The organism is Streptomyces sp. NPDC093591 (assembly GCF_044764885.1).
In the GTDB taxonomy this organism is placed as follows: domain Bacteria; phylum Actinomycetota; class Actinomycetes; order Streptomycetales; family Streptomycetaceae; genus Streptomyces.
Map to the genome: position 1 here is coordinate 91,362 of NZ_JBIWIY010000026.1, position 12,204 is coordinate 103,565.

Below are 12,204 nucleotides of genomic sequence, written 5' to 3' on the forward strand. Positions count from 1 at the left end.
CGCACTTCCGGCCAAGCCCAAGCTCCCGGCCAAGCCCGCACTCCCCGCCAAGCCGGCCCTCCCGGCCAAGCCCGCCCTCCCCGCCAAGCCCAAGCTCCCGGCCAAGCCCGCACTCCCCGCCAAGCCGGCCCTCCCGGCCAAGCCCGCACTCCCCGCCAAGCCCGCAATCCCGGCCAAGCCCAAGCTCCCGGCCAAGCCCGCCTACCCCGACAAGCCCAAGCTCCCGGCCAAGCCTCACTACCCCTCCCACCCCAAGAAGCCCGACCACCCCAAGCACTCGAAGCCCGAGCACTCGAAGCCCGAGCACTCGAAGCACTCCGAGCACTCCGAGCACTCGAACGAGCAGCAGAGGTGACAAGGACAGGGAGAAGCTGAGCTCAGGGGCAGTCACGATGCCGGGCCCGGGAGTATCCGGGCCCGGCACGTCTGCGTGTCAGCCGTGGAACGCCCGGTGGAGGGCTCGCGGCAGGCCAGGTGGCTCCGGCTGAGGCGTGAGCAGCCTGGGATGGGCGAGCAGCTCCATCCACCGCGTGGATGGGGCGGATACGGGATTCGGATCGCCCGGAGGATGGCGGCGGGGACCCCGACCGCTCATAGTCGTCCTACCCGCACGCCGCTGTCCGGACCAGCCGCCACGTGCGGCCCTCCCCAGCATGCCGTGCACCGTAGGCGCCCGTGACTGGCATGCCCGCTCCCCTGTCCTCCACCCCTGCCTGGAGTCGCCATGCCCGGTTCCGCCCCGCCTCCCACCACGGCCGACGTCGAGGACGCCGCCGCGTCGCCCGTGTCCGTCTCCGGCCCCGCGCATCTGTTGCGGGTGACCCTGCTGATGGCGGGCAGCTGTCTGCCGATCCTGGGGGCGGTACTGATCGCCCCCGTGCTGCCGAAGATGCAGGACCACTTCGCCTCGACCCCGGGCGCCAAGGCGCTCGTGCCGCTCGCGCTGACCGTTCCGGCGCTGTCGCTGGCGCTGCTGGCGCCGTTCGCCGGGGTGATCGTGGACCGGCTGGGCCGCAAGCGCCTGCTGATCGTCACGACCGTGCTGTACGCCGTGTTCGGCACGGCACCGCTCTGGCTGGACTCGCTGGGCGCCATCATCGCGAGCCGCGCCCTGGTCGGCGTCGCCGAGGCCGCGATCATGACCTGCTGCACCACCCTGATCGGCGACTACTACTCCGGCCACCGGCGGGTGAAGTATCTCGCCCTGCAGACCATGTGCGCCTCGGCCTCGGCCACCGTCTTCTTCGTGCTCGGCGGTGCCGTGGGCGCGGCGGGCTGGAAGGTGCCTTTCTGGATCTACGCCGTGAGTCTGCTCCTCGCCCCACTGATGGCGTCCGCCCTGCCCAGCCCGGCCGTCCGCACGACCACTGACGCGGCCCCGGCCGAGGCCTCGGGCCCCGGGGCCCACCGGTCCTTCCCCTGGCGGCGGTTGGCGGGCATCTGCGCCCTCACCTTCTTCGGCGCGATGGTGTTCTACACCGTCCCGGTGGAGATGGCGTACCTGCTCGACGACCTCGGCGTGGAGAGCTCCGGCGTGATCGGCCTGGCCACCGCGATCGCGAGTGCCGCGACCGTGGGCGGTGCGATCGCGTTCGCCCGGCTGAAGCGGGCCCCCGACCCCATGCTGCCCGCCGTCTTCGCGGTCTGCGCCGCCGGTTTCGGGGTGATGTTCCTGGCGGATGACGCGCCGCTGCTGGTCGTCGGAGCGGTGATCAACTGCCTGGGTACGGGGATGCTGCTGCCGGCCCTCCTCACCAGTGCCATGTCCCGGCTGTCCTTCGAGGACCGCGGCCGCGGCACGGGACTGTGGATGGCGGCCTTCTTCGGCGGCGAGTTCGTCTGCCCGCTGGTGCTGCTCGCCGGGGAGTCGGCGGTGGGGAGCCTCGCGGGGGCGGTGGGGGTGCTGGGGGTGGCCGCTGCGCTGGTGGCGGTGGTGTTGTGGGCGGCCGCGAGGCGTAGGGCGGGGGCCGTTGATCCCCGGCCCTTGCCGGAACAACTGGTCTGACGGCCCGGCAACGCCCTGGGGGCGCGGGCGGCGTCGATCTGCGGCTCCGCCCCGTGGGCGCGACCAGCCACGCCGCAGCCGCAGCCGCGGCCTGAGGACGGCTGGTCGCGGCACTCCCGCAACAGGTCACTTCAGCCACCCTCCGCCAACGACGCCCCCACCTCCGCCGCCTTCTGCCGCAGCCAGATATGCGCCGCGTCCTGCGCGTGCAGCGGATGCCACCACAGTGCCACCTGCACCGGCACGGCCTCGAAGGGACAGGGCAGCACCCGCACCCCCGCCGAACGCACCGCCCGGCGGGCCAGCCGCTCCTGGATCATCGCGACCCGGCGGGTGCCCTCGATCATGTGAGGCAGCAGCTGGAAGGTCTGGACGGAGACCTCCACATGAGGGCTGATGCCGAGCATGCTCAGCTGACGGGCGGCCGGGGCGTCGTAGGGCCGCTGGTAGACGGCCCAGGGCAGGCGGGCCAGGTGATCGAGGGTGAGTGCGTCGCCCACCTCGGGGTGGTCATCGGCGATCATGCACAGCCAGCGGTCCTGGTAGAGGTCGACGGCGGGGAAGCCGTCGATGACGCCGTGCGGCATCAGCAGTCCGTCGACGGTGCTCAGCAGGGCCCCGGTGTTCTCCTGGACGGAGGGCGCCGGGTGTTGGAAGGTGAGCCGGATGCCGGGCGCCTCGTGGTGCACGGCGCGGGCGAGCGCGGCGCCGAACACGGCCGCGCCGTAGTCCGAGGCGAGCAGCGTGAACTCGCGGGCCTCGGCGGTCGGGTCGAACTCGGCCTGGCTGGCGAAGACGCGCTCCAGCAGGTCGCACGCGGTGGCGCTGCGGTCCCGCAACGCGACGCCGAGCGGCGTCAGTTCGTAGGAGTTCCCGGTCCGGGCGAGCAATTCGTCGTCGAAATGGCGGCGCAGCCGCGACAGCGCCGCGCTCATCGCCGGCTGGCTCAGTCCGATGCGCTCGCCGGCTCTGGTGACGTTGCGCTCCTCCAGTAGCGCGCGCAGGGCGACGACCAGGTTGAGGTCGAGTCGGGAGAGGTTCACCGGGCACCACCTAGCAAGCGAAAGCCATCCATGTCGTGGATTCGGCGTATCCAAAAGATTGATTTCCGTGATTCGTCGATCGAGGTCAGAGTAGACCGCAACCCAGCAGGAGGAAATCTGATGGCAACGCTCGCGCTACCTGCCGGCCCGTTCGCGCTCGGCACGTTCTCCACCCCGGACGGGGTGCCGTTCCCCGGTCTCCTGGCCCAGGGCCGGGTGCTCGACCTGAGCGGCGCCCTGGACTCGGCACCCGCCGATGTGCGTGCCGTACTGGAACGGTGGGAGGAGACGCTCCCCCTGCTGCGCGCCCTGGCGGACGACGATGCGCGGGAGTGGCAGGCGCTGGAGGGGCTGCGGGTGCACGCCCCCGTCGAGCCCCGGCAGATCTTCCAGTCCGGCGCCAACTACCGGCAGCACGTGATCGACCTGGAGGTCGCTCACCGCTCCCCCGACGACCCGCGCACGGTCGAGGAGGCGCGGGCCGAGATCGCCGCGGTCATGGACCGGCGGGCCGCCGAGGACCTGCCGTACGTGTTCATCGGGCTGCCCACCACCGTCGCGGGGCCCTACGACGACGTCGTGCTCCCTTCATGGGCCGAACAGCCGGACTGGGAGCTGGAGTTGGCGGCCGTCATCGCCAAGCCCGCCCACCGGGTCCGCGTCGAGGAGGCCATGGAGTACGTCGCCGGGTACACGATCGCCAACGACCTGACCGATCGCGCCACCGTCTTCCGCCGGGACATGAAGGCCATCGGCACCGACTGGCTGCGCTGCAAGAACGCGCCGGGCTTCACTCCGCTCGGGCCGTGGCTGGTGCCGGCCGAGTCGATCGCCGATCCCGGTGATCTGCGGGTCACCCTGAGGCTCAACGGCGACACCATGCAGGACGAGTCCACCAAGGACATGCTCTTCGGCATCGCGCGGCTGGTGTCGTACATCTCGCAGACCGCCCGACTCCTGCCCGGCGACCTGGTGTTGACGGGCAGCCCGGCCGGCAACGGCATCCACTGGGGACGGCTGCTGCGCGACGGCGACGTCATGGAGGGCTCGATCACCGGCCTGGGCGTGCAGCGCACGCGGTGCGTGGAGGAGACGTCATGAGCCTGGACCGGCACGACCCCGAGGGCGCGATCGCCGAGGCCGCCAAGGCGTACTCCAACTGGGGCCGCTGGGGCGAGGACGACGTGCTCGGCACCCTCAACTTCCTCGACGAGGCCAAGCGCCGGGAGGGCGCCGCCCTCGTACGGCGGGGCGTGAGCTTCTCGCTGTCGCAGCGGTTCGACATGAACGGGCCGCAGAAGGGCTGGCGCCGGCGCACCAACCCCGTGCACACGATGCTCGACACCGGCACCGACGCGGCCCTCGGCAACCAGGGCTTCCCGCACGGCATCGGCGGCGCCGACGACGTGATCGCGATGCCGCTGCAGTGCTCCACGCAGTGGGACGGGCTCGGGCACATCTTCGACCACGGCAACGCCTGGAACGGGCGGCCGGCCGAGAAGGTGGTCACCTCCGACGGCGACCTCGTCACCGGCATCGAGCACATGGCGCCGTACGTCGCCGGGCGTGGCGTGCTGCTGGACGTGGGCCGGGCGGCCGGGGAGGGCGGCGAGCTGCCCGACGGGTTCGCGATCAGCGAGGAGCACCTCGCCGCGACCGCCGAAGCCCACGGTGTGACCGTCGGACGCGGTGACATCGTCGTCGTACGGACCGGGCAGCTGGCCCGGGTGCGCCGTGACGGGTGGGGCGAGTACGCGGGTGGGCCCGCGCCGGGGCTGTCGTTCACCACGGCCGGCTGGCTGCACCGCACCGAGATCGCCGCGATCGCCACCGACACCTGGGGTTTCGAGGTGCGGCCCAACGAATTCGAGAACGCCTTCCAGCCGCTGCACCAGGTCGTCATCCCCAACATGGGGCTGCTGATCGGCGAGATGTGGGACCTGGAGGCGCTCGCCGAGGACTGCGCGGCGGACGGCGTGTACGAGTTCTGGCTGACCGCCGCGCCGCTGCCCATCACCGGAGCCGTCGGCTCCCCCGTCAACCCCGTAGCCGTCAAGTAGCCACTGGGCCGCCGGACGCGCCGGTCTCCCCGGACAGCAGCGGCGCATCCGGCCCGCACCCCCGTCCCCACCCCTGGCCCGCACTCCAGCGGGCGAGCCGCACCCCCGCCGCCCGAAGCCGCGCGGCCCGATATCGGGAGGTATCCCCGACATGGCTGACCGCCCCACCAGATCCGTCCTCGTCATCGGCGGGGGCGCCGCCGGCAACGCCGTCACCATCCTGCTGCGCCGCTCCGGCATCACCGTCGACCTGATCGAGGCCAGGCCCGACTGGAACGCCACCACCGGCTCCGGCATCACCCTCCAGGGCAACGCGCTGCGGGTGCTGCGCGAACTGGGCCTGTGGGAACAGGCGGAGGCCTGCGGATACTCCTTCGGCACGCTCGGTATCACCGCCCCCGACGGCACGGTGCTGCACATCGCCGAGGACATCAGGACCGGCGGCGAGGATCTGCCCGCCACTTTGGGCATGCAGCGCCCCCAGCTCCAGCGGATCCTCATCGACGCGGTCCGCGCCTCCGGCGCCACGGTGCGCCTGGGGACCACCGCCGAGTCCCTGGAACAGGACGCCGACGGCGTCCGCGTCCGCTTCAGCGACGGCACTGAGGGCCGCTACGACCTGGTCGTCGCCGCCGACGGCCTCAACTCCGCCACCCGCGCCGCGATCGGCATCACCGACAGGCCGGAACCGACCGGCATGGGCATCTGGCGCATCGCCGCTCCGCGGCCAAAGAGCGTGACGCGCTCCGACCTCGCCTACGGCGGGCCCGCCTACATCGCGGGCTACACCCCCACCGGCGAGGACACCCTCTACGCGTTCCTCGTCGAAGGGTGCCGTGACCGCGCTTCCGTCGACACGGCCGACCATGCCGACGAGATGCGCCGCCTGGCGCAGTCGTACGGCGGGGCCTGGCCGGAGATCACCCGGCACATCACCGACCCGAAGCAGGTCAACTACACCTGGTTCACCCGGATGCTGGTCGAGGGCGCCTGGCACCGCGGCCGGGTCGTCCTCGTGGGCGACGCCGCCCACTGCTGCCCGCCCACGCTCGCCCAGGGCGCGGCCATGTCCCTGGAGGACGCGCTCGTGCTCGCCGAGCTGCTCACGAGCGGACGGGACTGGGACGACGAGCTGTTCCAGGCCTACTACGAGCGCCGCATCCCCCGCGTCCGGGCCGTCGTCGAGGCGTCCGTGCAGCTCGGCCAGTGGCAGCTGGACTGCGTGCGCGACGCCGATGTCCCCGGGCTGATGGGCCGCACCATGAACCTCCTCAAGGAGACGCCGTGACGGCACCCACCGTCGACGTGCACGCGCACGTCCTGCTGCCCGAGGTCGAGGAGGCCGTCGCCGGTCACCCCGCCCTCGCCAAGGCCCGCGCCCTCGACGCCCGGCGCAACGGGCCGGCCGCCCTCGCGGTGAACGGGCCCATGGTGGGCGCCCGGGTACCGAAGCTGACGGACGTCGACGTGCGCCTGGCGGCGATGGACGAGGCCGGCGTGGACGTGCAGCTGGTGAGCCCCTCGCCGGGTCACTACCACTACTGGGCCGACGGCCGACTGGCCGACCGGATCTGCCGGTCGGCCAACGAGGGCACCGCCGCGCACTGCGCCAAGGCCCCCGACCGGCTGCACGGGCTCGGCATGGTCCCGCTCCAGCACCCCGACCTCGCCGTCACGCTGCTCGACCACGCGCTGGACCAGGGACTGAGGGGCGTGGAGATCTCCTCGCACGCCCCGGGACCGGGCGGCGCACGGGAAGTGGAGCTGTCCGACCCGCGGCTCGCGCCCTTGTGGGCACGCGCGGAGGAGACCGGCGCCGTCGTCTTCCTGCACCCGTTCGGCTGCACACTCGACGAGCGCCTGGACCAGTGGTACCTGTCCAACACGGTCGGCCAGCCCACCGAGAACGCCGTCGCCCTCTCCCACCTGATCTTCTCCGGCGTCCTGGACCGCCATCCCGACCTGAAGCTGCTGGCCGCGCACGGGGGCGGCTACCTCCCCACCCACCTCGGCCGCTCCGACCACGCCTGGCGGGTGCGCCCCGACGCCCGGGCCTGCTCCCGGCAGCCGAGCAGCTATCTCAAGCGGCTGTACTTCGACTCCCTCGTCCACGACCCGCACGTCCTGCGGGAGTTGATCCGCGCCGTCGGCGCCGACCGTGTCCTGCTCGGCTCCGACTTCCCCTTCGACATGGGCACCGACGACCCACTGGACGCCCTGCGCGCGGCCGGCCTGCCCGACCACGACTTCCACGCGGTGCGGGGCGGCAACGCCGCCGCTCTGCTCGACCTCACCTGAGGAGGATCCCCCCATGGCCCCCCTGAGCAACCGCCTGCTCACCCACCTGCGCCACGTAGACCTCGCCGTACCCGACTACGACAAACAACTCGACTTCTACGCCGGCGTCTGGGGCCTGACCAAGGTCGCCGAGGACTCCGGCATCTCCTTCCTGGCCGCCGAGGGCAGCCCCGAGCAGTACGTCGTACGGCTGCGCAAGGCCGACGAGAAGCGCCTCGACCTCGTCTCCTACGGGGCGGGCAGCCCGGCCGACGTCGACACCCTCGCCGAGCAACTGCTCGCGGGCGGCGTGCAGTTGGTCTCCCAGCCGGGCAAGGTCGACACCCCCGGAGGCGGTTACGGCTTCCGTTTCTTCGACGTGGACGGGCGCACCATCGAGGTCTCGGCCGACGTCGAGGTGCGGCAGCACCGCAAGATCGAGGAGAAGGAGTCGATCCCGGTCAAGCTGTCGCACGTCGTGCTCAACTCGCCGGACCTCGACAAGACCCGCGAGTGGTACGAGACCCACCTCGGCTTCCGTCTCTCGGACACCCTGAGCTCGCCGCACATGGGCGAGGTCATGCACTTCATGCGGATCAGCAACCAGCACCATTCCATGGCCCTGGCGAAGGGCCCGCACACCTCCCTGCACCACGTCTCCTTCGAGATGCGCGGCCTCGACGAGTACATGCGCGGCTCCGGCCGGGTGATGCGGGCCGGCTTCAAGAAGGTCTGGGGTCCGGGCCGGCACATGGCGGGCGACAACACCTTCACGTACTTCCTCGACCCGCACGGCAACACCGTGGAGTACACCACCGAGCTGGAGGAACTGGACGAGGACACCTGGCACCCCCACGTCTACGACTTCTCCCAGCCCGAGGTCACCGACCAGTGGGGCACGGCGAACCCGATGAACGAACTGATCGCCAAGGAGTCGTTCAACGACGTCGACCGCGGCGTCTTCGTCGCCCCGCCGGTCTGATCCCTCCGCGCCCGTTCCGGCGCGACCGATCCCCACAGCCCCGGGGGCGCGGCGACTCCCTGTCACTGCCCTGACTGCCCGCCGCGCTCCCGGCCCCGCCGTACCCGCCCATCCGCCGACAGGACCGGACCCCTCCCATGCGCTTCGCCACGTACGAGTACCGCGACCGAACCCAGGTGGCCGTCGTCGACGAGGACGGCACGCTCCGCCCGCTGCCCGCGGTCCGCTCCCTGACCGGCCTGCTGGCCGAGGGCGGTGGTCTGCCCGCCCTGCTCGAAGCGGGCGCCACGGCGCTCGACGTGCCGGCCGGTCCGCATGTCTCCGACGTACGGCTGCTGCCGCCGCTCCAACCGCCCACCGTGCGGGACTTCGTCACCTTCGAGGAGCACGTGGAGGGCGTACGACGCTCGGTGGACGGGGCCGCCGGAGTGCCGGAGCGGTGGTACTCGGCCCCGACGTTCTACTTCACCAACCCCTACGCGGTGTACGGCCCGCACGACGACATCCCCGTGCCGCCGGGGTCGGCCGTGCTCGACTTCGAGCTCGAGGTGGCCTGCGTGATCGGCCGCGAGGGCCGCGACCTCACCCCCGAGCAGGCCCGCGACCACATCGTCGGCTACACGGTCTTCAACGACTGGTCCGCCCGTGACCTGCAGTCGGCGGAGATGAAGGTGGGCCTGGGCCCCTGCAAGGGCAAGGACACCGCCACCACCCTCGGGCCGTACCTCGTCACCGCCGACGAGCTGGAGCCGTACCGGGACGCCGGCGGTTTCCTGCGTCTGGCGCTCACCGCCGCGGTGAACGGCGAGGCGGTCGGCAAGGACCTGCTGTCCAACATGAGCTGGACCTTCGAGGAGATGGTCGCCTACGCCTCGCGCGGGACGTGGGTGCGTCCCGGGGACGTGCTCGGCTCCGGCACCTGCGGCAACGGCGGCTGTCTGGCCGAGCTGTGGGGCGTGCGCGGCCGGCAGGATCCGCCGCCGCTGAAGCCCGGTGACACGGTGACGCTCACTGTGGAGGGCATCGGTTCCGTGTCCAACACCGTGGTGGGCGGCCCCGATCCGGTGCCGGTGCCGACCGCTCGGCGTCGGCCCCGGGAGCGGCCGTGAGCGACCTGCACGCCAAGAGGCTCCTGGGCAAGGTCGTCGTGGTGACGGGAGCCGCCCGCGGCCAGGGCGCCGCCGAGGCCGAGGCACTGACCCGCGAGGGCGCCCGGGTGATCGCCACCGACGTGACGGATACCCCCGGCTGCCGCCGTCTCGACGTCACCAGCGACCAGGAGTGGGCCGAACTCGCCGCCGGACTAAGGGAGTCGTACGGCTGTGTCCACGGGCTGGTCAACAACGCGGGCATCACCTGGCGCGCCCGCCTCGGCGATGTCACCCCGGAGGACTTCGACCGTGTCCACGCCGTCAACGTCACCGGCCCGCTGCTCGGGATCCAGCACCTCGCCCCGCTGATGCGGCCGGGCTCGTCCATCGTCAACGTCGGCTCGACGGCCGCGCTCACCGGCCACTACCCGGTCGCCTACACGGCCAGCAAGTGGGCCCTGCGGGGCCTGTCGAAGGCGGCGGCGACCGAGCTCGGCCCGCGCGGTATCCGCGTCAACACCATCCACCCCGGTTACATCGAGACCGAGATGACCGCCTCCGCGGCCCCCGCCTTCCGCGAGGCGAACATCCGCGAGACACCGCTCGGCCGCACCGGCACCGTGGACGAGATCACCCCGCTCGTGGTGTTCCTGCTCTCCGACGAGGCGTCCTTCATCACCGGCGCCGAGATCCCCGTGGACGGAGGGCTCACCGCACACGGCGGCGTCAAGTCCCTCTCGGACGCGCTGCGTTCATGAGCCTCACCTCAGAAAGGTCCCTGTGTGAACAAGGTCTGTGAGAGCGCCGCCGACGCGGTCGCCGACATCCCCGACGGCGCGTCGCTGGCCGTCGGCGGCTTCGGACTCAGCGGCATCCCGGCGGTCCTCGTCGAGGCCTTGCACGCACAGGGCGCGAGCGGCCTGAAGGTCGTGTCGAACAACTGCGGCGTGGACGGGCGGGGTCTGGGCGTGCTGCTCGCGGCCGGCCGGATCGCCCGGGTCACCGGCTCCTACGTGGGCGAGAACAAGGAGTTCGCCCGCCAGTACCTGTCCGGGGAACTGGAGGTGGAACTCGTGCCGCAGGGCACGCTGGCCGAGCGGCTGCGCGCGGGCGGCGCGGGCATCCCCGCGTTCTTCACGCCGGCCGGGGTCGGCACGCAGGTCGCGCACGGGGGCCTGCCGTGGCGGTACGCGCCCGACGGTTCGGTGGCGGTGGCGTCCCCGGCCAAGGAGATCCGCGCCTTCGACGGCCGCCCGCACGTCCTGGAGCACGCCATCACCGCCGACTTCGCACTCGTCCGCGCCTGGCGCGGCGACCGGCACGGCAACCTGGTCTTCCGCCGGGCCGCCGCCAACTTCAACCCGCTCGCGGCGATGGCCGGACGCGTCACCGTCGCCGAGGTGGAGGAGCTGGTGGAGCCGGGCGAACTCGGCCCCGACGAGGTCCATCTGCCGGGGATCTTCGTCCAGCGCGTGGTGCGGCTGACGCGCGAAGAAGCAGCCGACAAGCACATCGAGAGCCTGCGCATTGCCGCGTCTCCGACACGAGGAACGGTACGTCCCTGATGGCCTGGACCCGCGACCAGATGGCCGCCCGCGCCGCCGCCGAACTCACCGACGGCTCCTACGTCAACCTCGGCATCGGCCTGCCCACCCTCATCCCGGACCACCTCCCGCCCGGCGTGCACGTCGTCCTGCACTCCGAGAACGGCATCCTCGGCACCGGCCCCTACCCCACCGCCGACCAGGTCGACCCGGACCTCATCAACGCCGGCAAGGAGACCGTCACCGTCCTGCCGGGGGCCTCCTTCTTCGACTCGGCGCTGTCCTTCGGCATGATCCGCGGCGGGCACATCGACACCGCCGTGCTCGGCGCCATGCAGGTGTCGGCACGCGGTGACCTGGCCAACTGGATGATCCCCGGGAAGATGGTCAAGGGCATGGGCGGGGCGATGGACCTGGTGCACGGCGCCCGTCGCGTCATCGTGCTGATGGAGCACACCGCCAAGGACGGCTCACCCAAGCTGGTCGAGGAGTGCGCCCTGCCCCTCACCGGCGAGCGCTGCGTGCACCGCGTCATCACCGACCTCGGTGTCCTCGACGTCACGCCCGACGGTCTGGCGCTGGCCGAGACGGCTCCCGGGGTCACGGTGGACGAGATCGCGGCACGTACGGGGGCTCCGCTCCTGCTGAACCAGAATTAGCTCCTTTGACATAGGTATCTCCGCATACCTATATTGAGGACATGCCCGAGCACAGCGCGTCCGCCCAGGACATCGACCACGTGGCGGCCGCGCTCGTGGCATGCCTGCCCGCGCTGCACCGGGCCCTCGACCGGCAGGCCGGCCAGGAGTTCCCGCACCCCAAGCCCCCCGAGGCCCAGCTCGCGCTGCTGCGGTACGTGGACGCCCATGACGGGGTCACCGTGCGGGACGCGGCCGAGGCGCTGCGGATGAAGCCGAACAACGTCAGCGCGCTGGTCACTCAGATGACCGAGCAGGGGATGCTGGAACGCCGGCAGGACTCCGCCGACAAGCGGATCGCGCATCTGCACCTCACCCCGGTCGCCCGGCAGCGCCACGCCGAGGTCTCGGAACTGATGGGCGCCCATCTCGCGCAGGCGCTGCGTGCCCTGACCGAGGGCGAACTTGACGCCCTCGGCTCCGCGTTGGGCGCGCTCGGATCGCTCACCGAGCAGCTTCACCGCCCCGCTCGCTGAGCCGCCCGCCCGGCATCCGAGACGTTCC

Annotated in this window: 12 protein-coding genes and 1 pseudogene; 12 read left to right on the forward strand and 1 reads right to left on the reverse strand. The window is 72.0% G+C overall.

Annotated elements, in window-relative coordinates; genetic code table 11:
* Together ACIREI_RS41540 and ACIREI_RS41545 are read left to right on the forward strand one after the other, a co-directional pair.
* Nucleotides 1-355 (forward strand): annotated as a pseudogene (locus ACIREI_RS41540) (hypothetical protein); the annotation flags it as partial.
* Between the two features lie 369 nt (nucleotides 356-724).
* Nucleotides 725-2,005 (forward strand): MFS transporter, encoded by a 1,281-nt coding sequence (locus tag ACIREI_RS41545; RefSeq protein WP_403344908.1) that lies wholly within the window; start codon nucleotides 725-727, stop codon nucleotides 2,003-2,005.
* 131 nt (nucleotides 2,006-2,136) lie between these two features.
* Here ACIREI_RS41545 and ACIREI_RS41550 read toward each other — a convergent pair whose 3' ends face one another.
* Nucleotides 2,137-3,048 carry a LysR family transcriptional regulator gene (locus tag ACIREI_RS41550; protein ID WP_403344909.1) on the reverse strand — a complete coding sequence of 304 codons (912 nt, stop codon included), beginning with the start codon at nucleotides 3,046-3,048 and terminating at the stop codon, nucleotides 2,137-2,139.
* A gap of 120 nt (nucleotides 3,049-3,168) precedes the next feature.
* Between ACIREI_RS41550 and ACIREI_RS41555 the strand changes: the two genes are divergently transcribed.
* From ACIREI_RS41555 to ACIREI_RS41600, 10 genes are all read left to right on the forward strand, one after another.
* Nucleotides 3,169-4,149, forward strand: coding sequence for a fumarylacetoacetate hydrolase family protein (locus ACIREI_RS41555; RefSeq protein WP_403344911.1), 981 nt, complete (start codon nucleotides 3,169-3,171; stop codon nucleotides 4,147-4,149).
* Nucleotides 4,146-5,108, forward strand: a complete 963-nt coding sequence (locus tag ACIREI_RS41560; RefSeq protein WP_403344912.1) for a cyclase family protein — start codon at nucleotides 4,146-4,148, stop codon at nucleotides 5,106-5,108. The genes ACIREI_RS41555 and ACIREI_RS41560 overlap by 4 nt, the downstream gene beginning before the upstream one ends.
* A 151-nt stretch (nucleotides 5,109-5,259) precedes the next feature.
* Nucleotides 5,260-6,396 (forward strand): FAD-dependent oxidoreductase, encoded by a 1,137-nt coding sequence (locus ACIREI_RS41565; RefSeq protein ID WP_403344914.1) that lies wholly within the window; start codon nucleotides 5,260-5,262, stop codon nucleotides 6,394-6,396.
* On the forward strand, nucleotides 6,393-7,406 hold the full coding sequence (locus tag ACIREI_RS41570; protein WP_403344916.1) for an amidohydrolase family protein: 1,014 nt from the start codon (nucleotides 6,393-6,395) through the stop codon (nucleotides 7,404-7,406). Before ACIREI_RS41565 ends, ACIREI_RS41570 begins: the two co-directional genes overlap by 4 nt.
* A gap of 13 nt (nucleotides 7,407-7,419) precedes the next feature.
* Entirely contained in the window at nucleotides 7,420-8,367 is a 948-nt protein-coding gene (locus ACIREI_RS41575) for a VOC family protein (RefSeq protein WP_403344918.1), read from the forward strand.
* A 137-nt stretch (nucleotides 8,368-8,504) separates the two neighbouring features.
* Nucleotides 8,505-9,476: a fumarylacetoacetate hydrolase family protein gene (locus ACIREI_RS41580; protein WP_403344920.1), complete on the forward strand. Its 972-nt coding sequence runs from the start codon at nucleotides 8,505-8,507 to the stop codon at nucleotides 9,474-9,476.
* Nucleotides 9,473-10,216: an SDR family NAD(P)-dependent oxidoreductase gene (locus tag ACIREI_RS41585; protein ID WP_403344922.1), complete on the forward strand. Its 744-nt coding sequence runs from the start codon at nucleotides 9,473-9,475 to the stop codon at nucleotides 10,214-10,216. The genes ACIREI_RS41580 and ACIREI_RS41585 overlap by 4 nt, the downstream gene beginning before the upstream one ends.
* 24 nt (nucleotides 10,217-10,240) lie before the next feature.
* Nucleotides 10,241-11,023, forward strand: a complete 783-nt coding sequence (locus ACIREI_RS41590) for a CoA transferase subunit A (protein WP_403344924.1) — start codon at nucleotides 10,241-10,243, stop codon at nucleotides 11,021-11,023.
* Nucleotides 11,023-11,661: a CoA transferase subunit B gene (locus ACIREI_RS41595; protein ID WP_403344926.1), complete on the forward strand. Its 639-nt coding sequence runs from the start codon at nucleotides 11,023-11,025 to the stop codon at nucleotides 11,659-11,661. The genes ACIREI_RS41590 and ACIREI_RS41595 overlap by 1 nt, the downstream gene beginning before the upstream one ends.
* Nucleotides 11,662-11,702: 41 nt before the next feature.
* Nucleotides 11,703-12,176: a MarR family winged helix-turn-helix transcriptional regulator gene (locus ACIREI_RS41600; RefSeq protein ID WP_403344928.1), complete on the forward strand. Its 474-nt coding sequence runs from the start codon at nucleotides 11,703-11,705 to the stop codon at nucleotides 12,174-12,176.
* Nucleotides 12,177-12,204 lie beyond the last annotated feature (28 nt).